Here is a 26,131-nt window from a genome sequence, read left to right as displayed (position 1 = left end):
GAATGCCTACATCTTGCTCTATGTTATCATATCCGAGTTTTGCTGTCTTATCGGTTCAGTAGATATTCCACTACAGCCTGTAATGTTGTATAATGACAAGTAGGTTAATTCTTGAGCAAAAATTCGGTGTATTATGCATATTATCCCATACTCTATTTTTGCCAAAGCCATATCACGATATGAATAATGGGGGATGTTCAATGAAATCTAAGAAAAAGAAAAGTGCCACGATCCTTATTTTCCTAGGCATTTTCGTCATTTTGCTCGCTGCACTTGTACTGGTGAATCAACAATCCAAGAAGCAGATGGATTCTGTAGAGAACGCATACGGTATTCCGGCTTCCAAGCTCACTTCAGCTACTCGCGAACTGCTCGATGATCCGAATTACCAACAAATTATTTTGCCTGCTGATATGAAAGCTAAGATTGATAACAAAGAAAGCTTTTTTGTTTATTTCTTCGCATCTGATTGCTCGCACTGCCGTGCTACAACACCTCAATTGATGCCTTTGGTGGATCAAGAAGGTATTCAATTGCCACAGTTCAATCTTCGTGAGTTTGACGCTGGATGGACAGATTACAATATCGAGTTCACACCGACGCTTGTTTATTACCAAGACGGTGTTGAGAAGGATCGCATGGTTGGCGGACTTCAGGAGAATGGCAGTGATAACGGCTATACCCTGGATGACTACAAACAATTCTTTGACAAATACAAGGATAGCGCAACGCCTGCAGCAAGCTAAGCACAAGTTCGGTCTTACGGAACTGTTGCTTGAACATGTTGTTGATGGTGGGACAAGCATAGAGCACACAGAGGCTGCACAGGTTGTAATGCTATACTGTCCCTCCACTATCCATCGGTATAATACGAAACACCCCGATAGCCTGCAAAGCAGGATCGGGGTGTTTTTTTATTTTTCTCCTGCAGGATATCACAATCTAAGAAATAATGATACGCATGAAAGATCATGTATTCCGCTTGGTTACTGTTTGGCTTTATTGCTGTTTCTGCTGCAACGCCCTCATCTTCTCTTCATAGATCCGTCCACGTGTCGGACTCCGCCGCTGTGGTATATTGGGTTTCACGTGCTGGCTTCTTAAATTAACAGCTTGAATCAACACTTCATCTTGGATCACAATCGTGAGATCACGATAAGGGAAGCTGTCCGAATTTGCGTCTGTCAGTCCCTCTAACAGCTCACGCACTTCCTTGACTATTCGTTCAAGCTCAATTCCCTGCGTAATAGAAGGATATGGCTCCAGAAGCTCTACTGCACTTTGAAGCATCATTCGCGCTCCACGGAGATTGCCGTTTCTAAAATGATACAGACCAACGGCAATTTGCAGCATACCTTTATAAAATGAATCACGATCACATTTCAACCAGAGTTCTTCCAACACTTCATGGCATTCAAAATAATCCTGATCGCGATTAAAGTAGATTAAGTAGTCGATGTACAGCGGCTCATAGCTGTTCATCTGGGTTCTCGCCCTTCCTCGCATTGTTCAAAAGTTCCTTCACATCATCTAAAAGGTCTTTAAGCCCTTCCATGTCATGGCGCTCCCAGCAATCATTGAAACGCTTCTGGGCTTCAATTGCTTCATTCACCAGGTGGTAGAAATACAACTGATGGATGATGTTCAGTGTTCTTGATACGATATTAGAGTCATCCTCAAACGCCTTCTGTGCCTCTAGGATTTGCAATCGAATTGCAGACATTTCGTTATCGAGTACAAATGCAGCTTCCGCCGTCTTCTTCAGCCTAGCTCGCATATCATCGGGAAGACTCTCCCGAAACTTATAACTAAGGGAATGTTCGATGGTCGCCCAGAAATTCATCGCTAATGTCCGGATCTGTATCTCCGCCAACACGATCTTTTGTCCTAGTGCCGTCTGAACAGGATATTCAATGATCATATGGAAACTACGGTAGCCACTCTCTTTGAAGTTCGTAATATAATCTTTTTCAATGAGAACCGTTAGATCCTTGCGTGCCCTAATATACTCAGCTACTCGGCGAATATCATCCACGAACTGACACATAATCCGGATGCCTGCAATATCCTCTATCCCGGTTTCTACCTGATCCAGCGGCACATTCAAACGCCTGGACTTCTCCAAAATGCTGGATATTTTTTTAACACGACCCGTCACGAATTCGATCGGAGCGTATTCTTCCCTTTTCTTCAGCTCCGCCCGCATCGTTTTGAACTTAACCTTCAATTCCTCTACCGCTTGTTCATAAGGAAGTAAAAATGTACCCCAGTCTCTACCGTCCATGCTTATGCCTCCTGTCTCTATAGCGTCCCCTATACTCACTATTATACATGATGTTCGTCGGGGGGAAGAGTCCCGTACACTTAACCTCTTCCAAGCTTCTATATTTTGCTGTTGGGGAACTTCCTTCTCTCTTACTTGTGCTCTGCGCCCACCGCTTCCGAGATATGACTGTACCCATCTTGGCGCAACAATTCGCGCAATCCTGCATGGATGCGGCGGTTTACTTCTGGCCCTTCATAGATCAGAGCTGTATAAATTTCCACAAGGCTTGCTCCCGCCTTAATTTTCTCATAAGCGTCCTCGCTTGTAAAAATACCACCTGAGCCGATAATCGGAAGCTTGCCTTCGGTCTGGCGATAGATCTGGCGAATAATTTCCGTAGAGCGATCACGGAGCGGCTTACCGCTTAGTCCACCCGTTTCCTTTGCATGCTGGTGAGACAACCCTTCACGACTAATTGTCGTATTGGTTGCGATAATGCCGGCTACACCGCTGTCCGCAATCGTGCTCACCATATATTCAAGCTCCTGATCATTAACATCTGGTGCAATTTTGACAAGAACGGATTTGGCGGAGCCACCAATGCTCGCTCGCTGAGCTTCCATCTCATTCATAACCGCAGCAAGCAATTCTTTTAATTCATTCCCATGTTGCAGATTACGCAAATCCGGTGTATTTGGTGAGCTAATATTCACAACAAATAGATCGGCATATGTATACAGTGCTCGGATGCACTTCGCATAATCCAGATGAGCCTCTTCATTCGGTGTTGCCTTGTTCTTACCGATATTCACAGCAACTGGAATACGACGTTCCTTCAGACGGGATAGTTCACCTGCCATCGCTTCCGCGCCCAGATTATTAAATCCCATACGGTTCACTAGTGCCTCATCGGGAGGCAAACGGAACAATCGGGGCTGATCATTGCCTGGCTGTGCCAGAGGCGTCACAGTACCGACCTCCATGAAGCCAAATCCAATCGAAGAGAAACCTGTTACGGCTTGTCCATTTTTGTCCAGGCCTGCTGCCAATCCTACAGGCGTAGGGAAGTGGCAACCAAACATATCTACTGCGAGATCAGCCGTTTCACGCACACCGTACATCACACGTAAACCGGAAGGCACCGGGCGTATGCTCCCCATACCACTAAGGCCACCAATAATGAGATGATGAGCCTGCTCTGGGTCCATTTTGAACAATAGCGGTTTTGCAAGACTTCTATATAACAAATCGTTCACTCCGTTCTCGTCCGGTACGCTTTTAAAAAAGGCTTTCCCGTCTTTTCATATGTAAAAAAACACTCTATACACAAGTCTATCCGTTTCTTCTTCAAAAGGAAAGTAATTTACGTATAGACACAATCATTTATTCAGATCATCCAAAGAACGAACGGAAGTATCCGCTTTCCGCAAGAATGCTACGATCAGAACCTTATACACGGCCTTAGGTTAGACATTTCAAAATGGCGTCATAAGAAATCCACATGCATACTGGAAAAGAGAAGGGGAATTCTTTACAATGATACCATAGTCACATGAATAACAGCTCGATGATAAAGGAGGAACAGCTCATGGCTCCGAAACGTAAACCACCAACACTTCAGCAGAAAAAAGAAGAAGTTAATCGTAAAGCTATCATTTGGACAGCAGCCAGTGTAGTCGGATTAATCATTATTATCAGCGCACTGATTATTATCGCCAATATGTAAATGAACCAATCCATGCTTTACATCTACATAATGATTAAGCAGGCTGTGTAAGATCAGTTCGATGCTGATAGGTGCGTTATCATGCGATGTATGTATCTAGTTCAACCAGTGATACGTCTTGTTCGGATTATTCTGCTTAGGTACGAGCGTGTATTTGTAACGATCCTTCGCTTCTGGAACAACCGTCGTATCTGGAAGCAGATCCTTCCCAATCCGCACGGGAGTACCCTGAGGAGCAAGTGCGAATAACTCTTCCACATCCGCCTTGTTCATCCTCACACATCCAAGGGATTCATCTAGTCCGATACTATCCGGCTCGTTGGTCCCATGGATGGCATAATTGGTATCCGAGAGCTGCATTCCCCTTGATCCAAACTCTCCGTTAGAGCGACCATTCGGATTAACCACTTTATCACTAATGACAAATTTGCCTTCTGGAGTTCGATCCCCACCTAGCCCCACCTCATAATTGCGAATAATCGTGTTCCCGCTGATGAGCGCAAGTCTATGATTCTTCTTATCCACAACAATCTCCAATGGTTCGTTCAGGAAAGGCTCGCCACCTAATGTATCACCAAACACATCGGCTGAATCCGCTGCGTTCTCGCCAGCGGCACTACCCGCTTGAGCGTTAGTAGCCTTACCTTGTTGATGCATCGCCAGTAGAACAGGGAACATCTCACTCATGCCGGGTGAGGTCTCTCCTATTACATTATTAGGAAACGGCTGAGCAAGCTCGCTGACATTTTTCGGCCAAGCTCCATTCTTTTTCCGATAAGCTCCAATCGCACTGGACAGTGACACCGCTACCTCTTGTTTGGCTGTCCAAGCCGCTGCCAACTGTTTCACTTCCACTGAAACCTCTGGAGGCTCGCAATCACACTGCTTTGCATCATAACTTTGGGCTGTTAATCTCCCCTTATTGTTGGTCTGTATGATGTATTTCACTGGCATTTTACGCTTCCATAACGACCATTGATCCGATACCTGCATACCGAGAACAGCGGACGTCTGCACATTCGATCCAGCCCCAGCCCAGGCCGCAGCTAACGCAGCTTCCCCCTGACTCCCACCCCCGAAGGCGCCGGCAGTAAACACACTGGAATCGTTGCTTTCTGGCTCTACAAGCGATGTTTGATCAGCTTGTTCTTCCTGATCCTCCGTTGCTGCCAGTGCATCTGTGAGTGCTTTGGCTGTATCACGACTGAAGCCAGGTGCATCAGCAGGCGGAACTAACGCAAGCACCAGTAGCATTAACAAGGTTAACCATAACTTGCGAACCCGTTGTTTCTTCTCTTTTTGCTCACCCATCTCCACGAGTTTATTCTGATAGTCCACCCATATGTCTGCTGGTGCTTTACTCCGCTCGAAAGCTTCATATACCTCTCCAGCCTGTTGAAAGCAGTAGTTGGCTTTAGCTTCTTGACCTTCGTTCAAGTATTCCTTACCAAGTAAATACCAAGCCATTTTATTATCGGGGTGTTTCTTCACATATGTACGTAAATGAGTATTTTGCATCCGATCCTCCATCAGTTCGCCGTTTTCCGTTTCTTCCTAATATATCGGCAGATTGGCGCTTGAAATCCATAGGACTTGAGTCCTCGGATTACTTCTCATCATTTTCGGGCAAATCCGTGTAAACAACGAAAAAGCACGTCCCACTGTGGAAGACAGCAGAAAGTGCTTAGCATGTACAATATGGATAATGAATTAACCTTCTTTGTTAAAAGGCTCATCCGCAACTTTGATGGAATCTGTAGGGCAACCGTCGCAAGCATCCTGCATATCATCGAAGAACTCATCTGGAATAGCTTTGATCCCTTTATTTGCATCTCCATCGAAGATTACTTCTGCCAAACCTTCATCGTCGTAATCGTAGATGTCAGGTGCAGTTGCTCCGCAAGCTCCACATGCGATACATGTATCTTTTTCAACCCAAGTATATTTACTCATTACAATCTCTCCTCCTAAAAATTCACAAACGTACAGTATTTTTATCTAGAAACATATTAATACAAAGTAAGAGTAATTACAAATAATTTTATAACCGCAAGTCTCTATTATGCCTTATTTAATCAAGACTTTGCAAATTATCTTTTTGCAAGGAAGTTCCCCGTACTTTATGATCGCGCAGTAGTACGGATGGATCGTCACCGATCATGCCCGCAGTTACAACCGCATTTTCCCCAAATTTGTCACGTAACTGATCCATGATCCGAATCAAGCTCTCTTTCTTCGGTTTCTGCTCATATTCGAACAGATCCATCTGAATGGCAGATTCCTCACGCGGGATCAACGTTTGTAAAGTGATACCTAACATTCGAACCGGCTTCCCACTGCCCCAATGTTTAGCGAACAATGCGCAAGCTTCCCGATATATGATGGATGAATCCTCTGTAGGCACTTCCATCATCCGTGAGCGGGTAATGGTCTTCATGTCCGGCGTGCGAATGGTGATCTGGATACCCTGGCTTAACATTTCATGCTTGCGTAACCTTCTGGCGACCTGGTCACTAATGTTTAATAGAACGCGCTGCACATCATTCATATCTGATATGTCCGCTGGCAGTGTTGTTGTATGCCCAATGGATTTGTTCGCTTCCCGCTCAGCTTGCACAGGTGAGTGATTAACTCCATTAGCTGAATTCTTCAACCAGGTTCCATTGACACCAAATAGATCGGTAAGCATCCGCTCATCAGATTGAGCAAGTTGTCCAATCGTCTCAATACCGATCTTCTTTAGCTTCTCCGCTGTTTTCTTACCTATGCCAAACATTTCATGACAAGGTCTATGCCACAGCACATTCGGAACATCCCTCATCCGCAGAATGGATATTCCATTTGGCTTTTTCAGATCCGATGCCATCTTTGCCAGCAATTTGTTGGGTGCGATTCCGATAGAACAAGGCAATCCTAGCTCCTCCCGAATTCGATCCTGTATGCTGGCTGCAATTTCTATTGGTGTGCCGAACTGTTTCGAACCCGTGATATCAAGATAACACTCATCTATAGAGGTTGCCTCAAGCAGCGGTGTATAGCTGTACGCGATCTGCATGAATGCTCTGGAATACTTTCGATATAAATGAAAATCAGGTCGAATCACAATTAAGTCAGGACACTTCTTCATGGCCTGGTGCACAACCATGCCTGTTGATATTCCTCTGCCTCTAGCTACATAAGAGCAGGTTACAATAACCCCTTTTCGCACTTCACTGCTGCCAGCCACAGCCGTTGCTTTACCTCGATATAACTCAGGTTCCTCCGCTTCATGCACAGAACAGTAGAAAGCGTTCATATCCACATGCAAAATGACCCGCCCGGCGGCAGGATAATATTGTTCAACATGGGTATGATGCGTGCCGTCTGAAGACATATTCAACCTCCGCCCTTTCGTATATCGATTCATAGCCAACAAAAGCTATAACCTTACACCCCACACACTATAGTTTATAATATTCCAGTTTCTTATGTAAAATTATTTATACAAGCATTTTGCATCCCGTTGATCATCATCATGGAATTCAAAAGGCTTTAACTGGCTCAGAAATGCATTCTGATTAGATGCAAAATGCTTATCGTTATAATGAATTCCATCATACCTAACATATTTTCATCACGAGCTAGATCCCGTTTATTTCTGAAAGAATTTGATGATCATTCGAACAATTGCCCATATACCGACTCCAAATATAATTGTAACTATTAATGAAATAATGTTATTTTCCCAAACAAAGTTCAAATTATCTCCCTCCTTTATCCAATTCTAACAAGCATAACATAATTTTCTCAGTCGTTCACGCTGTACTACAACTCAAAAATCCTATTTTTGTTACATGAAACTGCGATTTCTATGTAGCATTTGGCTATAATGGTGCTATAATAATTAATTATACAAATTCACGACTTTAGGACAAATCAACGCAGCCAGTTTAACACAGTGTAGCGTTGCAGAATCGAAGGATCGATTCAACGATCGATTCAACTTAGGTTTTTTTATTACTTTCCCAACTAACCAATAAACTTTTAAAAAAGCGCTTTATCTCAAAGGAGGATCTTCATGTCAAAGGCCATTTCCATCTTCGATACGACTTTACGTGACGGCACACAAGGGGAGGGCGTCAGCTTATCGGCAGATGACAAGCTTAAGATTGCCAAAAAGCTCGATGACCTGGGTGCTCATTATATTGAAGGCGGAATTCCGGGCAGCAACACCAAGGACATTGAATTTTTCAAAAGAGTCAAGGAATTGAACTTGAACGCCAAGGTGGTTGCATTTGGCAGTACACGTCGGAAAGGCTCTGTCGCCAGTGGGGACGCAAACTTACAACGAATCCTTGAATCAGGTGCTCATGCAGCGACACTCGTTGGGAAGTCATGGGACTTCCATGTACACACTGCACTGCAAACAACTTTGGAAGAAAACCTGTCCATGATCTATGACTCTATCGCCTATCTTAAACAAAACGGAATGGAAGTCATTTTTGATGCTGAGCACTTCTTCGACGGCTTCAAACATAATCCCGAATATGCACAAGCGGTGTTAACCAAAGCACATGAAGCAGGAGCGGATTGGCTGGTTATGTGTGACACCAACGGTGGAACGATGCCCCACGAGGTGCATGAGATTGTTTCAACGCTATACCGCGGACTGCCCCTTGCTCAGCTTGGTATTCATACGCACAACGACTGTGAACTGGCGGTTGCCAACACATTAAGTGCTGTACAAGCCGGGGCAAGACAAGTACAGGGTACAATGAATGGATACGGAGAACGCTGTGGTAACGCCAACCTGGCTTCTATTATCCCTAACCTACAATTGAAGCTTGGCTATGAGTGCGTGTCTGAAGATTCGATGAAACAACTGACCAACGTAGCCCGCTACGTGAGTGAGATCGCCAATGTGAACATGCCAATTAACCAACCTTATGTTGGTAATGCTGCATTTGCTCACAAAGGTGGAATTCACGTCTCCGCTATCTTGCGTGATTCCCGTACGTATGAACATATCGTGCCAGAACTTGTGGGTAACAAACAGCGTGTGCTTGTCTCTGAACTCGCTGGACAAAGTAACATTGTGTCCAAGGCTCAAGAGCTTGGGCTTGAGTTCGACCCTAGTAGCGAGAATTCTCGTCAGATTATTGAGAAAATCAAAGATCTGGAGCACCAAGGCTACCAGTTTGAAGGTGCGGATGCTTCACTCGAACTATTGATTCGTGAGGCAAATGGAGACATGAAAGAACTATTCACCTTCGAGTCTTTCAAAATGCTTGTAGAGAAAACAGCTGGAAAACCCGTTGTTTCCGAAGCTTTTGTTAAACTGAATGTGGGCGGGAACAGTGTGTACACCGCTGCTGAAGGTAATGGTCCTGTCAACGCACTCGATAATGCTGTTCGTAAAGCGCTTGTACAATACTTCCCTTCCCTCGGCAACATGCACCTTTCTGACTATAAAGTGCGTGTTCTGGATGAGAAAGATGCTACAGCAGCCAAAGTACGCGTTCTAATTGAATCCAAAAATACGGAAAACACATGGAATACGGTTGGTGTATCCGAGAATGTCATTGAAGCGAGCTGGGAAGCACTCGTGCATAGTTTCCGCTACGCGTTACTTCAGGAAAACATTCAGGACGAGCCTAGCATCGTTTCGATTGCTGCACTTGGGCTAAATAATCATTAAACGCATATTTCCCGGAAAATAAAAGAAGCGCTCTTCTCCATCTACGGAGAATGGGCGCTTTGTTTTTGGATTACACTTATCATCTGCTAACTTATTGAAAACATGATCGTATTTTTTTAATACAGTTACTATTACTTTTTAATCACGGCCTTGATTTTACGTTCCAACTCTTCCTCAGGTAAAATACCGAGAATGACCTCCTGAATAACGCCATTAGCATCAATCAGTACATTTGTAGGAAATGCCACACCGTTATACTTCGCATAAGTCGCTCCGTCTTCATCTAGCAAGATCGGGAAGGTAAGCTTATATTCATCAACAAAGGCTTTGGCATCCTTAAGCTTATCGTAAGATGTCACATTAACACCATACACGTCTAGTTTATCTTTGTACTTTGCTGCTAATGTATTGAGCTCTGGTGCCTCTTGTTTACAAGGTTCACACCAAGACGCCCAAAAATTCACAAATATGGCTTTATCCTTAGCTCCACCTACGTTGTAGGTTTTCCCATCCATAGCTGTAAGAGAAAATTCAGGAGCAAGCAGACCTGCACGAGGCCCAGTCTCTGTAGGAAGAGGTTCCTCCTGTTTGAACACCGCTGCAATCCCATCTCCTGCATTTTGCACTAATGCAAAACCAACGAGTAATACAGCAACAAACAGTATGCATAGATTTCTTTTCACGGTTATTCACCCTCTTATCGTCAGTATCCCGCATGATTTTAACATTCATATTGGTACAAACCCGGATCCTCTCTCATATTGTACCCTTTTCCTTAATTTTTTTACAATCTGAATCCATAAAAATTGGACTTTTTAAACAGCTTCTATAAAATAAAATGAAAAAGGACTCCTGCCGAAGCAGGAGCCAAAGAGAGAGGGGTGAATACAAATGGCAGCACTTCGTGGACAGCAGAACACACTCTACATCCCTTCCTCCGTGGAGCAGGAAATATCGGAGTACATGTTCCATTCGCTGCCGCAGGAAGCCTGCGGGGTTGTGCTGGGTGAAGCTGCAGCGGGCGGCATACGAATCAGTCGGTTTCAGCCCATTCGTAACGTAGCACCTGACCCGCTGCATCACTTCCAACTGGAGCAAGTGGAATGGATCCGTTGCATCTTTCAAGAACCTACCCTTATTGGTGTGTTCCATTCGCATCCTCGAACAGAGCCGTTACCATCTCTAGAGGACATCCACTCCCTTCCGACTTTCGCCGGTATGTTGAATGTATATCTAATTGGATCTCCCATTCATCCCAGTGATACAACAAGTCATAACAAGATGAACTTGTATGCTTACGAGATTCAATCCACGGCAAAGGCAGCTAACCAAGTTAATGAAGGAATCAAACATACATTACAGCCACTACAATTATGCATGACTTAGCTGCGTGTATAGATCCCCCAACGTTTCTACATTATGCTGAATCATATCTTCCAAGTAACAAGACCATAGTTGTGCAGTCATCTTTGCATCTTCCAAAGCATGGTGACGACCCTGAATGGTAATGCCTCTTGATTCCAGTAGTTCATCCAGCCCATAACCAGGTCTACCAGGCTCCAGCCATCGCGCCAACATCATCGTGTCTATTAATCGGTGCGTAAGCCTTACCTTAGTGGTACGCCATAATGCTGCATTCAAAAAAGCACGATCATGCCCACTCGCATGTGCAACAAGCACACTACCACCAACGAATGACATAAAATCATGCAATCCCTCCAGAAGGGAGGGTGCATCCAATGTCATCTCCTGCGTTATTCCCGTTAGTTCAGTGATATGTTCTGGAACGGACGTCTTGGATTGTACCAATGTGTAGAACTGTTCCCCCTCCACGATGACACCGCCATTAATCCGTACCGCTCCAAACGAAAGAATCTCATCTCCATGTTGAGGCGAGAAGCCCGTCGTTTCAAGGTCGAACACAACTGCGTCCAACTCATTCAACGGGGTATGAAGCACCTCTGGTCTACGTTGCTCTCTCATCATGGAACGGATAAAAGCCATGTGTTGCGCCGTTGGGGCTCCCATTATGGAAGCGATGGCGGAAGGAACCCCTCCCTGACGCAGCGAATTCCAAAATCCTGTATTGCCCCGTGCCGGCTCTCTCATGGACGTCTCCTCTCCGCGAAACGCAGCTGTCGTTGCAGTGCTCGGTGCACACGACGTACCAGCCCTAATGTATTCCTCAGTTCATAATGCACTTGCTTTTGCTTCATTTGTTTCTCATCCAAAAATCCACTGCTGTGCTGTAAATCATTTTTGAGCACAACCGGCGTATTCCGCCGAAATTCAAGTGCGGATACAAAAGCTCTGCCAGCTGCATCCAGTAAGGTAAGCGGTACAGCCTCTAGCGAAACTAATCGCTCTATTCGCTTGAGTGTGGAGGTTTCTTTGATGCCATGCTGTAATGCCAAAAATCTAGCGCTATTTACTAGAGGAATGTATAAACCATATTTCACATCAAATCCTCCAGCATGTTCACCAAAACGCTCTGTGACCACTTGCCCAAGAATATTCAATGTAGCTTTATGTTTAACCGTGTTGCGTAGAACAGCATCGGACAGCTCAGGAACCTGCCTGAACCCTTCGTAAAATTCAGCAATCCATTCTTCCGCAAGTTGATGATCCCCTGTAATAAAGCGCATATCTGAGGCAATTATGAGGTTACGAACTGGCTCCCACGCTAGATCTGAACGCCATTCCAGCAGCTGCTGCTTCCAAGCTTCAAGCGTCTTCCTCCATAACGGCTCAGAACACATGACCTTACCTTCACATTTGGCATAACCAAGCTCTTCTAACACATCTGTAATCCGCTGACCGAGCTCAGCATAATAGGATTCTTTTTCCTCATGCGGCATATCACTAATGATCATGCCATTGTCCTGATCACTCCATAATGTTGACTCTTCCCTGCCTGAACTACCAAAAACGATAAAGGCATAGGGGACGGGAGGTTGGCCGAAGCCTTCCTCTACCATCCCCTGGATGCACAACTCTACTGCCTTCCGAGCAATCCGGTCATGCAGCTCATTTACCGTTTGGTACCATTCAACCTTCGACAAGGAAGCGGACAACAATTCCTGGAGCTCATTCTGTAATACGATACGTGCCTGGCGTAATTCTTCAACAGATGCTGCAACATCTATTTCCGTATAGGACCAGGAATGGTTGATAAACGGGATGGGTTCCATCATGTCCGGCCTCCTTGAAGCATGATTCAGCAATCTTCAACTTAGGAGCTGAACGTACCGCCTCCGTTGGATTTGCTTTCCGCATGTTTCATTTGCTCAGGATACCCGTAAGTACCATGCTCACTCATATCCAGACCCATTGTTTCTTCTTCTTCCGTAACACGGATACCCATAATAGCTTTCATACCGCCCAGGATAATGAAGGATACAACAAGTACGAAGGCAAATGCGCCTACAAGACCGAGAAGCTGTACACCCAATTGGTGGAATCCGCCACCATAGAACAGACCCGCTTGACCTACACCCGCATGCTCAGCAAGCTCTGGTGTAGCAAACAATCCTGTAGAGATCGCTCCCCACATACCAGCAACACCGTGAACAGAGAAAGCATAGATTGGATCGTCAATACCTTTACGATCGAAGTATTGAGCTGTGAAGAATGTGATAATACCTGCCAAAGCACCGATTACCAAAGCTGCCCAAGGCTCAACGAACGCACAAGCACCAGTGATTGCAACGAGTGCCGCAAGCACACCGTTCAACATACTTGGAATATCGGATTTACCAAGAACTGCCCAAGAGATCAAGAGTGCAGCTACACCACCAGCAGCCGCAGCTACGTTTGTAGTCAAAGCAACATAACCGAAGAATCCATCATCCAGAGCTGTTAATGTACTACCTGGGTTGAAACCAAACCAACCAATCCAGAGAATGATAACCCCGAGTACAGAGTACACTTGGTTGTGACCTGGGATAATGTTAGGTTTGCCGTCTTTGTTATATTTACCGATACGAGGTTTCAACAAGATTGTAGCAACCAATGCTGCTGTCGCACCCGTTAAGTGAACGACTGTCGAACCTGCAAAGTCTTGCATACCCAGCTCTGCGAGCCAGCCGCCGCCCCATACCCAGTGAGCAACAACAGGATACATTATAATAGTATAAAGAGTTCCGAAAACGATATATACGCTCATCTTTGCGCGTTCAGCCATACCACCGCAAGCAATGGCTAATGATACCGCAGCAAAAGCAAGATGGAATACAAATTTAACGGTCAGTGGAACATCCGAGAATGCCAATGACTCGAAGGAAGCAGCCATTTTGTCACCACTCAGGAAAAATCCTGTTGTTCCGAAGAAGGCGTTACCGTTACCGAAGCCAAGGCCGAAACCTAGTGCCCAGAACGCGATTACTGAGATTCCTAACGTCAGGATCGTTTTACCCGCAATATGTCCTGCGTTTTTCATTCGTGTTGAGCCTGCTTCAAGTAGAGCAAATCCCCCTTGCATCAAGAACACCAACACAACAGCCAAGAACGTAAAGGCTGAGTTCAAACCACTTTGAAGCTCGATATTAGTCGGCCCCTCAGCAGCAGCGAATGCGCTGACCGGAAAAGCCAATAAAGTAAGCATTACTAACACCGAAACCAACCATTTCTTTCTCATGAACCCCACTCCCTCACATGTTAAGTTTCTTCACACATCGTGAAACTCTTAATGTCATTATAAGCAGAAGACAGGAAAGTTGACAAGAGTATTTTCAACAAAATTGAAAATTATTTCTGGGAATAAAGTCATACGTCTTTTTCTTGCACTTAAGTACATAATCATGGGGCATGAGCACATAGATATAGACCGATACACCTCTCATCTTCAAAGCATAACGTTTGACTGTATGGTTAAAGATCATGTATCATATCTATTAGTAAGAAAAACTGGGCGAACTGTATTAAGCCGCAGGTGGAATCTACAATTCCCTACATTTGAACTTGCAAGCGAGGTGAATATCATTGGGGATATGAAACTATTTAGAATTGGCGAACTTGCCAAGACCGCAGGTGTAAGCGAACGGACGATTGACTATTACACAAAACTAGGGCTCATTGACCCTGAAGAGCGTACAGAGAAAAATTATCGTCTCTATAGTAGTGAAACCTTAACCAGACTTGAACGTATTGTACAAATGAAACAAGAGAAGTATAGTCTCGACGAGATTAAACAATCTCTTCAGAAGTGGAGTCTGGTGAGTACTGAAGAGCAGGTTGCCCATAAACTGACTACCTTAGAACTTCACGTGCAGCAGCTTGAGCGCGAGGTTAACGAGCTCAAACCTCTCCTTGGCGAGATGAAACCTGTACAAGCACGCAAAATGATGGCAGGGCTGCTCACGAAAAGCGCAGGTACGATGGAAGCACTGAAAATTCTGCTCGAAAACACCATGATGTAACTTATTATTAGAAAGTGGAGGAATGAATATGAGTTTTAATAACGGTATGTTCGTTTTGATCATTATCGCGTTTTTGCTCTCTTTATGGGCTCAATTCCGCGTAAAAAGTACCTTTAGGCGTTGGGCTGAAGTACCCAACTTGAATGGAATGACTGGTTATGATGCCGCTCGTCACATGCTTGACGCTAACGGCTTGCACGATGTTCCGATTGAACCTGTTCGCGGAACCCTCTCTGACCACTATGATCCAATGAACCGGGTCGTTCGCTTGTCAGAGCCCGTTTATTACGAAAATTCAATCTCAGCCGTTTCGGTAGCGTGTCACGAGGTTGGACATGCGATTCAACATAAAGAAAGCTACCCAATGCTTGCATTGCGTCACCGGATCTTCCCAATCGTGAACTTTGCATCCGGTCTAGCTCCGTTCTTGCTTATCGCAGGTTTCCTCTTCAACGCTATGAATCTTGTCGGGATCGGGATTATCTTCTTCTCCGTTACCGTTGCTTTCCAACTGATTACCCTGCCGGTAGAATTCAACGCCAGCAATCGTGCACGTGAGATTATGGTATCTGAAGGATATATTCGGAACGAGGAAGAAAAAGGTGTAGCAAAGGTACTGAACGCCGCTGCTCTGACTTATGTCGCTGCAGCATTAATCTCCTTACTTGAATTGATCCGTTACATCGGTATTTTCAACAGCCGTGACTAATTAGATATCTAACATAAACAAAACAATACCCCACCGTTAACCGGATGGGGTATTGTTTTGTTGTAAACCGAAATAATTTAATAAAAATGATCGGAACGACTGCGCCACAAGCGGAAGCTTATCATCTGCTCGATGAATTAATCCAATCGTACGCGTCACTTTTGGATGGGAGATCGCTACGTGGGCAGGCTGCAAAGGATTGGTCTGAAATAGAGCCATCTCAGGAAGAAGGCTGACTCCCATACCTGCTGCAACTAATCCACGAATTGTATCCGTCTCTTCACCCTCAAAGGCAATTTTGGGTGTGAATCCAGCTTCGAGACAAGCATGCCATACAATCGGTCTCAGCGAGTAACCTTTGCTGAACAACACAAACTTATCGTCTTTCAGCTGCTCTAATGCAATCGTTTCTTCATTGGCAAGTGCATGGTTCGGCGGAAGAATTGCATGCAATTCCTCCGTAAGTACAATATCCCCTGCAACCTGATCATGCTTCTCGGGAAAAGGAGAAATGAATGCCAGATCCACTTCTGCTGACAGCACGTCACGAATTAGGGTAGGAAACATGCCTTGCTTGAACCGGAATTTAACATTAGGATAACGCTGGCGAAATGCGGCCACAACAGAAGGAATTAGATGTATACCCAGACTGTGCGGGAAGCCAATTCGAATCTCGCCATGCTCAGGATCCAAAAATTCATGGACCTCTCCAACTGCTTTGTCCAAATCCTTTAAAATTCCTTCTATACGTTTACAGAAGAGCTGTCCCACAGCAGTCAATTGCAGATTCCGCCCCTTCTGCATAAACAGATCAACACCGAGTTCTTCCTCCAGTTGATGAATTTGACGACTCACCGCAGACTGCGCGACATGCAATTCTTCTGCCGCTTGGGTAACATGCTCCTTCTGTGCCACTTTCAAAAAGTAATGCAACTGTCTTAATTCCACTAGCCTGATCGCTCCATTCTGCTATACCCTACTTATCCTTACATGCATACCAAGATTACAGATCATTTGAAACACCCTTTATTACCTCTTCAACATCCGCGGACGCCATAACCGAATGATAAGTCCGTAGATAAAGAATCCACCTAACAATCCACCCAAGTGAGCCATCCAGTTAATCCCCGACATCGCGAACGAGAATATAATTCCGAATACAAGCAGCGTATATAGCGTTTTGCGCGACGATTCATCCATGATCGTTCGCTGAAACAACGCGACATACAGAAACGCCCCATAAATACCGTACACCGCACCAGAAGCGCCAACGGATATGGTTGTTTGTCCTACTGAATTGTACCAAGCAATTGCAAGTACATTACCCAGAACACCACTGGCAAGGTACAACACACCATACCTGATTGACCCGAGGATTCGCTCCATCGGTGGAGCAAACACAACGAGAGCAAAACTGTTAAATAACAGGTGACTGAATCCAGCGTGTAGGAAAATGGACGTAAAGTACCGCCACCACTCCTCCGAGTAGACCGGGAGGTTCGTTAACGCCCCCCACTCGACCAAGGTTACAGGATTGGTTGATCCACCGTTTAAACTCAACAGAATGAACATCACTACGTTTGCCACTAATAACATTGACGTCAAAGGAAAAAACTTCAAATAACTCTTCCAATTCTCATACCTAATAAATATCATACGACTCTACTTTCACTCCACCCTGTCAGATCGGCTTTCATCTGATCCATCGTAATAAACTACGTCCACATTGGACAATGTCTTTCATAAAAGATTATAATGGATTTTGGCACGGATCACCAATTAATAAGGAGGAACATTATTATGGCACAAGAACGTACAGGCGCAGCTACATTCAAAGGTAACCCTATCACATTGATCGGACCTGAACTGAAAGTAGGCGACCAAGCTCCTGATTTTACACTCAGCAAAAACCTGATTGAAGAAGTATCCCTGAAAGACTATGCAGGCAAAATTAAATTGATTAGCGTTGTTCCTTCCCTGGACACCGGCGTATGTGATGCGCAGACTCGTCGCTTCAATGTTGAAGCTGGAGAACTCGGAGACAACGTAGTTGTCCTGACTGTAAGCGTAGACCTTCCGTTCGCACAGGAACGGTGGTGCGGAGCAGCCGGCGTAGACCGCGTTGTTACTCTGTCTGATTACAAAACACGCTCATTCGGCGAAAACTACGGTGTTCTAATCAAGGAATTCCAACTGGACATGCGTTCCATTTTCGTAGTGGATGCCGAAGATAAGATTACATATGTGGAGTATCTGCCTGAAATGACAGAATCCCCTAACTTCGAGCAAGCCATCGCTGCAGTAAAAGCTCTGCTGTAGAAGTCATACACGTCCCAGAACAAAAGCGAGGAAGGCTCACCTTCTCTCGCTTTTTGTTTTGCCATCATCTATATAGGACCTGTTTGAAAACTCGCTGAAGTTCACCTTTTCGCCCCCTGCTGCGTCACTTTCCCTTGATGCGCCCCGGCACGCCTGCGGAAAACGTCCTTACTCGGAACAAAAATTCGGCAATATCTGCTTCCTTCGGAGTTTTCAGACACGCTCTAATCATTCGTTTTGTATTTTACCAGCTTCTTATCAAGCACAGAGAATAAATTCATAATGGTACGATAGTTCGATCCCAGGTCTCCAAGTGAACCACGTGAAGCAGAATACATATCTACCGCACTACGCACAGGGCTAACTGAAATAATAGAAACGGTGATATCCATTGTTCGGCCAAACGTCGTACGTTTCTCCAAGATGATCTCTCCAACAGATGGTACTTCATGCAGCACTTTATAACCCGGAATTTTCTTAAGTGTAGAAGAAACCTCTTCCCACGCTCTCTCTTTAGATAGGTTATAATACCGTGTTTTTAATTTGGGATCCTTGGCTCGATCGCTGGTTCCCTCCATGCTTCGGATGATACCTACGAGCGTTCTCTTTAAGGTCAAGACCCTTCCTCCTTTGAGTGTAACCGTTCCATTTATGTATTCTAGTGTAACATTGTTCAAGATGTAACAAAAGGGTAACCCGCATTTTTAACAAAAATACGATTCTCCTCACAAAAAAGCACCCTGATATTCCTGGATTAGAGGAAATTGTCAGGGTGCTGTACTTGTAACATAGAAACCCGCCTATGCCGTCCGGCTACATTGTCTTATGAACCTGCTTGGCAGGTGGGTGGCCGCAAAAATGAATTTGAAGTCCCCATGTCGTATAGACAGGGCGTTTCAGCAACATTTTGTATTGATCTCCCGAAGACATCATCATTGGTTCAAAACAACGAATAACCGAAACGTACATCGCAGGATGTACAATTATTATATCCCTAACTGTGTAAAAAGTAAATGCCGACAGGGCATGTTTTATTTTCGCAGTGTTTCGTTTTTGTCATCCGCAGGGTCTGCACCCTCAATTGTTTCGACAGACTCTCCACCTTGTGCTGCTTCCTCTTCTTCCTTCTGCTTCTGCATTTTCTCCATTTGCTCTTGCATCTTCATGAAGGTTGCATAGAAATTGAAGAACGCGAACCAAGCGATAATACTTACAATAAAGAAGACAAACAATACTGGATATCTAGAGCCGATGTAAATTAACAACCCACTTCCCAGCAAGGTCGAAAATACACGAAACGGTCTAATCAGTGTTAACAAAACTGCATTTTTGATAATCAATCCAATCGACATATGATAGTGCACAACCATTGAGAAAAAGTTAAACAGTGAAACGAACAACAACAGCAGCAACACTAGCATAATAATACCTACGAGCTGCATATTTTTGAACTGTGTCATGTAAACCGTATAATCTAGATACATAATGGCAAAAAGCAGCGTATAGAATATACCGCCGATCAAACTTTGTTTGTAATTCTCTTTGTAACCCACAAAGAACGTGCGGAAAATCGGCACATCCGTATCACCCATATTCCATTTACGTACAACCGTAAATAAAGCTGAGGTTGCTGGGAATAGTGTAAGCGGTGCCACAATCGCCATAGCCCAGTTCATTTGCAACGATTCATTAGCCAAGTTCTGTTGCATTACTAAGACCTTCATAATCATGAAAAACAAGAATGGAGACGAGCAAATAGCCCACAACAAGTTGGTTGCGGCAAGTCGTGTAATCCACTCTGTAAGCCTGTATATCCCGCCCATAGCTCCTTTAAATTCCAAACATTTCTCCTCCTCCGCAGCCTTGCGTGTAACCTGAAGTCTAATATTAATATACCTTATTTTATATAGTAAAAGCCAGTACTTCCGGAAAAGAGATGATTCACCTGATCTCGTCCTACTTTCTGTGACATACAAAAAAAGAATGAGGCAGTCACCTGCCCCATTCTTTAGATCATGCTTATATGTTATTTGATTAAAATGTTATTCAAAAGATGAATCTTTGGCAGGACGACGTCCCTCATTGTTACTTGGACGAGGCTTGCGGTCACGGTTGTAACCACCTTCTCTGCTTCCACTGCCACCGCTGTTACGATCGCGGTTGTAGCCACCACGTCCACCGCCACTGCTGTTGCGATCACGGTTGTAGCCGCCACCACCGCCACTGCGGTTACCACTGTAACCTGATGGTTTACGTCCGCCGGAGCGAACATCTGGTTTACGACGTTTAGCACGGATTGGATCTTCTGGAGTCAGATCCACTTGTGCATCTTTTTTGTCACCTGTCAAAAGTTTCAGAGCAGCAGACAGCAATTGCACAGAATCATATTGCTCAAGCATTTGAATTGCAATGCCTTTGTACTCGTTCAATTCACCTGATTGTACGATCTCAAGCAAACGCTCAGCCGTCAAACGTTGTTTACCTTCAACAGCCTCAGCCAAAGTTGGCAACGGTTTACGTGGGATACGATGACGCGTTACACGCTCAATAAAGTGCAAGTGATCAATCTCACGCGGTGTAACGAATGACCAAGCAGCACCCTCTTTACCAGCACGGCCAGTTCGTCCGATACGGTGAACATAGCTCTCAGGATCTTGCGGAAGGTCAAAGTTCACAACATGTGTTACGCCGGATACGTCGAGACCACGAGCAGCAACGTCAGTTGCAACGAGTACATCAATGCTGCCGTCACGGAACTTACGCATTACTGTATCACGTTGGTTTTGAGAAAGGTCACCATGAAGACCATCAGCAGAATATCCACGTTTTTGCAACGCTTCAGCCAATTCGTCAACACGACGCTTCGTACGTCCGAATACAATTGCAAGTTCTGGAGATTCCATATCAAGCAAACGGCTCAACGCTTCGAATTTTTGACGTTCAGGCACTTCGATATAAGCTTGGTCAATCAGAGGTGCACTAACTTGTTTTGGAATTACGGACACATGCTCAGGGTTGTTCAGGAATTGTTGAGCCAATTTTTGAATGTTAGGAGGCATTGTTGCTGAGAACAGCATTGTTTGACGGTCGTCTGGAACTTGTTTCAGGATGGATTGAATGTCCTCCATGAAACCCATGTCGAGCATTTCATCTGCTTCATCCAATACAACAGTTTGTACATCATCAAGTTTGATTGTTTTACGGTTGATATGGTCTAGGAGACGTCCAGGTGTACCAATGATAATCTGTGGTTTTCTTTTCAGTGCACGGATTTGGCGAACAATATCTTGTCCTCCGTAGATTGGCAGGGAGCGCAAACCTTTGAAGCGAGTGAGTTTTTCGATTTCTTCGGCAACTTGAATCGCAAGTTCGCGTGTAGGTGCCATGATGAGGGCGCGGATTTTGTCGTCAGTCTTGGAGATTTTGCTAATCAATGGAATACCGAATGCTGCTGTTTTACCTGTACCTGTTTGAGCTTGACCGATCAAATCTCTGCCTTGAAGTGCGATAGGAATCGATTTGGATTGAATCGGTGTTGCTTCCTCAAACCCGAGCTCAGTGATGGCTTGCAGCACCAGTGGTTCAAGATTGAAATCTGCGAAATTTAAATTTGTCAAAATTATTCATACTCCTTCTATATGGTGGACATGGTGGACAATCCACTTTGTTGTCTGTATTCTTAAGTAGCGTTAATATTTATAGGGTATCCCATCTCGTCAAATTATTATCACAATTCATTATAATTTGTGTATGGGTCCCCAACATAAGACTAAAACTACACACATGCGTTTGAAACATTTCAAATTTTATTGATACATTTGGAAAAAGTTTCCTACTCAAGAATATCCACAAATCATTATATCACAAAACAATTCAAGATTACCAGCAATCTGGTTTTAAATATAAATGAGGTGATTAAATTGCCCAAAATAATTTGGCACTGTTTAGTGATCATTTTGGGTGCTGCAGCTATTGCCTGCGGCTTCAACTGGTTCTTAATTCCCCATCAAATGCTTAGCGGCGGGGTATCCGGTATTTCCATGCTTCTAGGTTATTTCACAACCCTGAATCTTAGTATAATGTATTTTGTTCTTAACATTCCCTTGCTCATCGCAGGTTGGTTTATTCTTGGACGACGTTTCATTATATTAAGTATTGTATCTGTAGCAGCGACCTCCTGGTTTATCGGTTTGCTGCCTGTTTTTGCTGTGTCGCCAGATCCACTGCTTAGCTGTGTGTTTGGTGGTATTCTTGTTGGATTGGGCACAGGCATTTCGTTCCGAGTGGGTGGTTCAACTGGCGGGCTTGATATTGTCGGTTCCATTTTCACACGCAACCGCGACTTTCCCATCGGTACCGTTATGGCGGGTATGAACGGAGCTATCATTATGCTCGCAGGTTACTTGAGTGATAACTGGACAATTGCCCTGGCATCTATGGTATCCATCTATATCACGGGTAAAGTGCTGGATCTGATCCATATCAGCCATGTCAAAGTAACACTGTACATTATTACAAACGAAACCGAAGCGATGCTGAAGAAATTGCTTGTTCGTCCACGGGGTGTTACGAAGATCAAAACCCAAGGAGCATATACCGATATCGAAAAGGACATGTTAATGACTGTAACGACTCGATATGAGCTGGTTGAGATCAAACGAATCATTAAAGAAACCGATCCAAAAGCATTTGTGAATATTGTAGAAACGGTTGGCGTTATGGGTTCCTTCCGTCGAAGTTAAGACACCTGTACGGTTAACAATTATCATAAATGTGGTATAATAATCGTGCACGGCTCCTAAATATGATGTATAGCAGGATCTGCCCTTCAATTTCACAGGCACTTTGCTTTTCCGATTCGCGCCGAATGACATACCATTTTGGAATTCGAGTAGGAAAGGGTGATTATTGTGGATATGGAAACGGTAAAACTGTTTGAGATCGTCAACAAATGGTGCCCGGAAATGCTCCCTTTCTTGAAACCGAATGAGCTCGACTCACTGATTGTTCTCCGAGATGGGCTGGGCATCTTGGAGCAGGGAGATGCAATAGAAATCATTCAGTACAGTATTTGTGAGCATCAGAACGATATTTACATTCAATAATTTTTAGATTGTTCATGCCGCTTCTTGTGAGGGTTATCCCCTATCAGGAAGCGGTTTTCATTTTTTACACATGTTTCATCACTTGGATAATAAGGTTAAAATCCGGGAGGGGTTCACTATATAATACAGATACGGAAGCACATAAAGGGAGTGGAATGCAATGAATATGTTTTGGGCCTTACTTGCCATGGCCTTGGGAAGCTTCAGCGGCTCTTCGGTAACGTCAGATCAGGGAGTAAAGGCATCTCCATCGATAACGAATAACTTCAATACAGCAATTATTCAATCTCAACAAGATCAAGTGGTAATCGACGCAGACAATCCTCTGGTTAAAATCGACCCTCAACCCGATGCACCCATTGTCAAAGGTATCTATGTCACTGCCTATAGCGCTGGTGGAGCACGCATGAAGGAATTATTGCAGCTAATAGACAATTCAGAATTAAACTCCATGGTCATCGATATCAAAGACGATCTAGGATATATTACATACCCAACAGAGAATAAAACGTTACTTGAAATGGGTACATCCCAACCTTTCATTCGGGATATTGATGCACTAATGAAAAGACTACAGAAACATGACGTGTATCCCATCGCGCGAGTCGTCGTTTTCAAAGATACGATTTTGGCTGAAAAGAATCCAGAACTTTCATTCAAGAACAAAGACGGGAGCGTCTGGGCTAACAGTAAGGGCGATAGCTTTGTGAACCCCTACAGCAAAGAGGTATGGGATTACAATGTTGCAATTGCCAAGGAAGCAGCCAAACTTGGATTCAAGGAAATTCAATTTGACTATGTTCGGTTCCCGGAAGGCTTTGAGAATCGCGCGGATACGTTAAAATATACGAAAACAGACAAATCACGGGTTGATATTGTAGCTGAATTCGTGCAATACGCTCGCAAGGAGCTTGCTCCATTAGGCGTTAGAGTATCTGTCGATATTTTCGGATATGCTGCATCTGTCCCTGCAGCTGAAGGGATTGGACAGGATTTTGTGAAGATATCAGAGAATGTAGATGTCATCTCACCCATGGTGTATCCTAGTCATTATTCTACAGGCTGGTATGGTGTGAAGGATCCAGATAAAGACCCCTACACAACGATTAAAGGATCCATGGAAGACACACATAAGAAACTGGATCCAACCGAGGAGCTTAAACCGATCATACGGCCGTGGATTCAAGATTTTACGGCTAGCTGGTTAGGCAGTGGGCATTACGTGAAATACGGGAAGAAACAAGTCGAAGACCAGATCAAAGCCATGAAAGACATGAATGTGGATGAATATCTGCTCTGGAATGCATCCAATCGTTATACGCCAGGAGTTAATTACGAATAGATATCTGGAAAGGCACTTATTCTAAATCATTATATAAATAATATAAAATACAGCCCGCTCCGTATTCGACGAAGCGGGTTTTTCATGCCGCTCTGCTCTTCTCTGTTCAAACGCAATAAAATCATCTACAATAAGTAGCTGTCCAGAAATAACACGATGATGATAACTTTATGAGAATAGCGAGGCATTTCACGTGAACATGACCACAACAAGCTTTTCGCAGAAAGCAAAACAATTTTTGATCATATTTCTACCCATCTTCACCACACAGATCGCTTTATCTGCCATGTCATTCTTCGATACCAACATGTCAGGCAAATTTTCTCCTTCTGATCTAGCAGGTGTAGCCATTGGTACGAGTCTGTGGATGCCTGTACAGACAGGCCTTAGTGGTATTCTAATCGGAATTACACCTGTTGTTTCCCATTTACTCGGTGCTAAACGTAAGGATCAGATCGGTTACAATGTTATACAGGCTTTGTATCTTGGTATTGCGGTCAGTTTATTCGTTCTTGCCGCAGGTGCGTTGCTGCTGAAGCCAATTTTAAATGCTATGCCGCTGGAACCACGAGTGGCTCAGGTTGCTTTTTACTTCTTGAGTGCTCTCGCCTTTGGAATTACGCCTTTATTCGGGTATACCGTTCTCCGTAGCTTTATGGACGCTCTCGGACAGACGCGAATTAGCATGTTAATTACGTTGACCTCATTACCTGTGAACATTCTACTGAACTATCTGCTTATTTTCGGACGTTGGGGCTTCCCTCAATTAGGCGGTGTAGGTGCTGGGGTAGCAACAGCCTTTACCTATTGGCTCATCTTTCTAATCAGCCTTTTCGTTGTTCATCGGGTAGAGCCATTCGCTCAGTATGGTATCTTCCGTCAAATGTCTAGAATATCTCTTGGGAAGTGGAAAGAACTGCTCAAAATCGGTATTCCTATCGGATTCGCTACCTTTTTTGAAACCTCCATTTTTGCAGCTGTTACGTTATTAATGAGCCGTTTCGATACCATTACGATCGCTGCTCATCAGGCCGCCCTAAACTTCGCTTCTACGCTCTATATGTTACCTGTAAGCATCTGTATGGCTCTTACGATCCTTGTAGGCTTTGAAGCAGGTGCAGGGCGAGTGAAAGACGCGAAACAATATAGCCTTCTAGGCATCGGCGGCGCGATTGTACTGTCCTTGTTAACCGCCGTCGTATTACTTGTGTTCGGCGAACAGATTGCCGGTCTTTATTCGAATGATCAGCAAGTTATTGCACTAACACAGCACTTTTTGATCTATGCGATCTTCTTTCAAATATCAGATGCCATTGCTACGCCGACACAGGGAGCGCTTCGAGGGTATAAGGATGTGAACCCTGCTCTAATCATTACGTTTATAGCTTATTGGATCATTGGACTGCCCGTTGGATATATTACGGCTACTTATACGTCACTTGGTGCATTTGGCTACTGGATTGGATTGATTACAGGTCTGGCTGTCGGGGCAGTAGCTTTGCTTTGGAGATTGTTCTTGGTACAGCGAAAAGCTGCCACTGAAGCATAAGTGTGCAAACGCAAAAAGAGC

At 44.4% G+C, this 26,131-nt stretch carries 26 protein-coding genes and 1 other RNA gene; 11 read left to right on the top strand and 16 right to left on the bottom strand.

Features of this window, described 5'->3' with window-relative positions; all coding sequences use genetic code 11:
- The first annotated feature begins 200 nt into the window (after positions 1 to 200).
- On the top strand, positions 201 to 746 hold the full coding sequence (locus M3636_RS14525; RefSeq protein WP_128101274.1) for a thioredoxin family protein: 546 nt from the start codon (positions 201 to 203) through the stop codon (positions 744 to 746).
- 253 nt (positions 747 to 999) lie between these two features.
- Here M3636_RS14525 and M3636_RS14520 read toward each other — a convergent pair whose 3' ends face one another.
- The 3 genes from M3636_RS14520 to M3636_RS14510 all read right to left on the bottom strand — a co-directional run bounded on the left by M3636_RS14520 (position 1,000) and on the right by M3636_RS14510 (position 3,513).
- Positions 1,000 to 1,482 carry a DUF309 domain-containing protein gene (locus M3636_RS14520; protein WP_128101273.1) on the bottom strand — a complete coding sequence of 161 codons (483 nt, stop codon included), beginning with the start codon at positions 1,480 to 1,482 and terminating at the stop codon, positions 1,000 to 1,002.
- Positions 1,469 to 2,284, bottom strand: coding sequence for a GTP diphosphokinase (gene yjbM, locus M3636_RS14515; protein ID WP_128101272.1), 816 nt, complete (start codon positions 2,282 to 2,284; stop codon positions 1,469 to 1,471). The genes M3636_RS14520 and yjbM overlap by 14 nt, the downstream gene beginning before the upstream one ends.
- A 131-nt stretch (positions 2,285 to 2,415) precedes the next feature.
- Positions 2,416 to 3,513 (bottom strand): quinone-dependent dihydroorotate dehydrogenase, encoded by a 1,098-nt coding sequence (locus M3636_RS14510; RefSeq protein WP_128101271.1) that lies wholly within the window; start codon positions 3,511 to 3,513, stop codon positions 2,416 to 2,418.
- A 341-nt stretch (positions 3,514 to 3,854) separates the two neighbouring features.
- Here M3636_RS14510 and M3636_RS14505 point away from each other — a divergent pair, with 341 nt between their 5' ends.
- Positions 3,855 to 3,992, top strand: coding sequence for a hypothetical protein (locus M3636_RS14505; RefSeq protein WP_164848664.1), 138 nt, complete (start codon positions 3,855 to 3,857; stop codon positions 3,990 to 3,992).
- Positions 3,993 to 4,088: 96 nt separating this feature from the next.
- Here M3636_RS14505 and M3636_RS14500 read toward each other — a convergent pair whose 3' ends face one another.
- The 3 genes from M3636_RS14500 to M3636_RS14490 all read right to left on the bottom strand — a co-directional run bounded on the left by M3636_RS14500 (position 4,089) and on the right by M3636_RS14490 (position 7,365).
- Positions 4,089 to 5,510 (bottom strand): L,D-transpeptidase family protein, encoded by a 1,422-nt coding sequence (locus tag M3636_RS14500; protein ID WP_251382972.1) that lies wholly within the window; start codon positions 5,508 to 5,510, stop codon positions 4,089 to 4,091.
- A gap of 192 nt (positions 5,511 to 5,702) precedes the next feature.
- Positions 5,703 to 5,945: a ferredoxin gene (locus M3636_RS14495; RefSeq protein ID WP_056700300.1), complete on the bottom strand. Its 243-nt coding sequence runs from the start codon at positions 5,943 to 5,945 to the stop codon at positions 5,703 to 5,705.
- Positions 5,946 to 6,063: 118 nt separating this feature from the next.
- Positions 6,064 to 7,365 carry a DNA polymerase IV gene (locus tag M3636_RS14490; protein WP_128101269.1) on the bottom strand — a complete coding sequence of 434 codons (1,302 nt, stop codon included), beginning with the start codon at positions 7,363 to 7,365 and terminating at the stop codon, positions 6,064 to 6,066.
- 684 nt (positions 7,366 to 8,049) lie between these two features.
- On the opposite strand from M3636_RS14490, the gene cimA reads away from it, so the two are divergent.
- Complete coding sequence (gene cimA / locus M3636_RS14485; RefSeq protein WP_251382971.1) at positions 8,050 to 9,669, top strand: citramalate synthase; 1,620 nt, start codon at positions 8,050 to 8,052, stop codon at positions 9,667 to 9,669.
- 131 nt (positions 9,670 to 9,800) lie between these two features.
- Here cimA and M3636_RS14480 read toward each other — a convergent pair whose 3' ends face one another.
- Positions 9,801 to 10,352: a TlpA family protein disulfide reductase gene (locus M3636_RS14480; RefSeq protein ID WP_251382970.1), complete on the bottom strand. Its 552-nt coding sequence runs from the start codon at positions 10,350 to 10,352 to the stop codon at positions 9,801 to 9,803.
- A 208-nt stretch (positions 10,353 to 10,560) separates the two neighbouring features.
- Here M3636_RS14480 and M3636_RS14475 point away from each other — a divergent pair, with 208 nt between their 5' ends.
- Positions 10,561 to 11,055: a M67 family metallopeptidase gene (locus M3636_RS14475; RefSeq protein ID WP_251382969.1), complete on the top strand. Its 495-nt coding sequence runs from the start codon at positions 10,561 to 10,563 to the stop codon at positions 11,053 to 11,055.
- On the opposite strand, the gene M3636_RS14470 is transcribed toward M3636_RS14475, so the two are convergent.
- Genes M3636_RS14470 through M3636_RS14460 form a run of 3 tightly spaced genes read right to left on the bottom strand, consistent with a single transcriptional unit; the run spans position 11,041 to position 14,305 of the window.
- The gene (locus M3636_RS14470; RefSeq protein WP_128101266.1) at positions 11,041 to 11,778 is read right to left on the bottom strand and encodes an exonuclease domain-containing protein; all 738 of its coding nucleotides are present in this window, start codon (positions 11,776 to 11,778) and stop codon (positions 11,041 to 11,043) included. The genes M3636_RS14475 and M3636_RS14470 overlap by 15 nt on opposite strands.
- Positions 11,775 to 12,860, bottom strand: coding sequence for a DUF294 nucleotidyltransferase-like domain-containing protein (locus M3636_RS14465; protein WP_251383083.1), 1,086 nt, complete (start codon positions 12,858 to 12,860; stop codon positions 11,775 to 11,777). The genes M3636_RS14470 and M3636_RS14465 overlap by 4 nt, the downstream gene beginning before the upstream one ends.
- A gap of 41 nt (positions 12,861 to 12,901) precedes the next feature.
- Entirely contained in the window at positions 12,902 to 14,305 is a 1,404-nt protein-coding gene (locus tag M3636_RS14460; protein WP_145409400.1) for an ammonium transporter, read from the bottom strand.
- A 352-nt stretch (positions 14,306 to 14,657) separates the two neighbouring features.
- Here M3636_RS14460 and M3636_RS14455 point away from each other — a divergent pair, with 352 nt between their 5' ends.
- Together M3636_RS14455 and M3636_RS14450 are read left to right on the top strand one after the other, a co-directional pair.
- The gene (locus M3636_RS14455) at positions 14,658 to 15,086 is read left to right on the top strand and encodes a MerR family transcriptional regulator (protein ID WP_128101265.1); all 429 of its coding nucleotides are present in this window, start codon (positions 14,658 to 14,660) and stop codon (positions 15,084 to 15,086) included.
- Between the two features lie 28 nt (positions 15,087 to 15,114).
- The gene (locus M3636_RS14450; RefSeq protein WP_128101264.1) at positions 15,115 to 15,795 is read left to right on the top strand and encodes a zinc metallopeptidase; all 681 of its coding nucleotides are present in this window, start codon (positions 15,115 to 15,117) and stop codon (positions 15,793 to 15,795) included.
- Positions 15,796 to 15,831: 36 nt separating this feature from the next.
- Here the strand turns inward: M3636_RS14450 and gltC are convergent, their stop codons facing one another.
- Both gltC and M3636_RS14440 read right to left on the bottom strand, forming a co-directional pair.
- Positions 15,832 to 16,743: a glutamate biosynthesis transcriptional regulator GltC gene (gene gltC, locus M3636_RS14445; RefSeq protein WP_056700281.1), complete on the bottom strand. Its 912-nt coding sequence runs from the start codon at positions 16,741 to 16,743 to the stop codon at positions 15,832 to 15,834.
- 81 nt (positions 16,744 to 16,824) lie between these two features.
- On the bottom strand, positions 16,825 to 17,451 hold the full coding sequence (locus M3636_RS14440) for a rhomboid family intramembrane serine protease (protein WP_251382968.1): 627 nt from the start codon (positions 17,449 to 17,451) through the stop codon (positions 16,825 to 16,827).
- Positions 17,452 to 17,595: 144 nt separating this feature from the next.
- Here M3636_RS14440 and tpx point away from each other — a divergent pair, with 144 nt between their 5' ends.
- A complete protein-coding gene (tpx, locus tag M3636_RS14435) occupies positions 17,596 to 18,114 on the top strand; it encodes a thiol peroxidase (RefSeq protein WP_056700278.1) in 519 nt (172 codons plus the stop codon).
- 224 nt (positions 18,115 to 18,338) lie between these two features.
- Here the strand turns inward: tpx and M3636_RS14430 are convergent, their stop codons facing one another.
- From M3636_RS14430 to cshA, 4 genes are all read right to left on the bottom strand, one after another.
- Positions 18,339 to 18,731, bottom strand: a complete 393-nt coding sequence (locus M3636_RS14430; RefSeq protein ID WP_128101262.1) for a DUF1499 domain-containing protein — start codon at positions 18,729 to 18,731, stop codon at positions 18,339 to 18,341.
- Positions 18,732 to 18,903: 172 nt separating this feature from the next.
- Positions 18,904 to 19,094: non-coding RNA, 6S RNA (ssrS, locus tag M3636_RS14425), on the bottom strand.
- A gap of 51 nt (positions 19,095 to 19,145) precedes the next feature.
- On the bottom strand, positions 19,146 to 19,955 hold the full coding sequence (locus M3636_RS14420) for a YesL family protein (RefSeq protein WP_251382967.1): 810 nt from the start codon (positions 19,953 to 19,955) through the stop codon (positions 19,146 to 19,148).
- A 201-nt stretch (positions 19,956 to 20,156) separates the two neighbouring features.
- Positions 20,157 to 21,731: a degradosome RNA helicase CshA gene (gene cshA / locus M3636_RS14415; protein ID WP_128101260.1), complete on the bottom strand. Its 1,575-nt coding sequence runs from the start codon at positions 21,729 to 21,731 to the stop codon at positions 20,157 to 20,159.
- A gap of 303 nt (positions 21,732 to 22,034) precedes the next feature.
- On the opposite strand from cshA, the gene M3636_RS14410 reads away from it, so the two are divergent.
- From M3636_RS14410 to M3636_RS14395, 4 genes are all read left to right on the top strand, one after another.
- Positions 22,035 to 22,856, top strand: a complete 822-nt coding sequence (locus tag M3636_RS14410; RefSeq protein WP_251382966.1) for a YitT family protein — start codon at positions 22,035 to 22,037, stop codon at positions 22,854 to 22,856.
- 174 nt (positions 22,857 to 23,030) lie between these two features.
- Positions 23,031 to 23,219, top strand: a complete 189-nt coding sequence (locus M3636_RS14405) for a hypothetical protein (RefSeq protein WP_174715279.1) — start codon at positions 23,031 to 23,033, stop codon at positions 23,217 to 23,219.
- A 160-nt stretch (positions 23,220 to 23,379) separates the two neighbouring features.
- On the top strand, positions 23,380 to 24,561 hold the full coding sequence (locus tag M3636_RS14400; protein WP_251382965.1) for a putative glycoside hydrolase: 1,182 nt from the start codon (positions 23,380 to 23,382) through the stop codon (positions 24,559 to 24,561).
- A 199-nt stretch (positions 24,562 to 24,760) separates the two neighbouring features.
- Positions 24,761 to 26,110: an MATE family efflux transporter gene (locus tag M3636_RS14395; RefSeq protein WP_128104396.1), complete on the top strand. Its 1,350-nt coding sequence runs from the start codon at positions 24,761 to 24,763 to the stop codon at positions 26,108 to 26,110.
- Positions 26,111 to 26,131: the final 21 nt, after the last annotated feature.

The organism is Paenibacillus sp. MER 99-2 (genome assembly GCF_023714095.1).
Classification (GTDB): domain Bacteria; phylum Bacillota; class Bacilli; order Paenibacillales; family Paenibacillaceae; genus Paenibacillus.
The sequence above is the reverse complement of the archived record's forward strand: the minus strand, read 5'-3'. Positions and strand labels throughout refer to the sequence as shown.

Coding starts and splice junctions, on each gene's coding strand:
- M3636_RS14525 (WP_128101274.1), top strand. CDS start 201: ATGAAATCTAAGAAAAAGAAAAGTGCCACGATCCTTATTTTCCTAGGC.
- M3636_RS14520 (WP_128101273.1), bottom strand. CDS start 1,482: ATGAACAGCTATGAGCCGCTGTACATCGACTACTTAATCTACTTTAAT.
- yjbM (WP_128101272.1), bottom strand. CDS start 2,284: ATGGACGGTAGAGACTGGGGTACATTTTTACTTCCTTATGAACAAGCG.
- M3636_RS14505 (WP_164848664.1), top strand. CDS start 3,855: ATGGCTCCGAAACGTAAACCACCAACACTTCAGCAGAAAAAAGAAGAA.
- M3636_RS14500 (WP_251382972.1), bottom strand. CDS start 5,510: ATGCAAAATACTCATTTACGTACATATGTGAAGAAACACCCCGATAAT.
- M3636_RS14495 (WP_056700300.1), bottom strand. CDS start 5,945: ATGAGTAAATATACTTGGGTTGAAAAAGATACATGTATCGCATGTGGA.
- M3636_RS14490 (WP_128101269.1), bottom strand. CDS start 7,365: ATGTCTTCAGACGGCACGCATCATACCCATGTTGAACAATATTATCCT.
- cimA (WP_251382971.1), top strand. CDS start 8,050: ATGTCAAAGGCCATTTCCATCTTCGATACGACTTTACGTGACGGCACA.
- M3636_RS14475 (WP_251382969.1), top strand. CDS start 10,561: ATGGCAGCACTTCGTGGACAGCAGAACACACTCTACATCCCTTCCTCC.
- M3636_RS14470 (WP_128101266.1), bottom strand. CDS start 11,778: ATGAGAGAGCCGGCACGGGGCAATACAGGATTTTGGAATTCGCTGCGT.
- M3636_RS14465 (WP_251383083.1), bottom strand. CDS start 12,860: ATGGAACCCATCCCGTTTATCAACCATTCCTGGTCCTATACGGAAATA.
- M3636_RS14460 (WP_145409400.1), bottom strand. CDS start 14,305: ATGAGAAAGAAATGGTTGGTTTCGGTGTTAGTAATGCTTACTTTATTG.
- M3636_RS14455 (WP_128101265.1), top strand. CDS start 14,658: ATGAAACTATTTAGAATTGGCGAACTTGCCAAGACCGCAGGTGTAAGC.
- M3636_RS14450 (WP_128101264.1), top strand. CDS start 15,115: ATGAGTTTTAATAACGGTATGTTCGTTTTGATCATTATCGCGTTTTTG.
- M3636_RS14440 (WP_251382968.1), bottom strand. CDS start 17,451: ATGATATTTATTAGGTATGAGAATTGGAAGAGTTATTTGAAGTTTTTT.
- tpx (WP_056700278.1), top strand. CDS start 17,596: ATGGCACAAGAACGTACAGGCGCAGCTACATTCAAAGGTAACCCTATC.
- M3636_RS14405 (WP_174715279.1), top strand. CDS start 23,031: ATGGAAACGGTAAAACTGTTTGAGATCGTCAACAAATGGTGCCCGGAA.
- M3636_RS14400 (WP_251382965.1), top strand. CDS start 23,380: ATGAATATGTTTTGGGCCTTACTTGCCATGGCCTTGGGAAGCTTCAGC.
- M3636_RS14395 (WP_128104396.1), top strand. CDS start 24,761: ATGACCACAACAAGCTTTTCGCAGAAAGCAAAACAATTTTTGATCATA.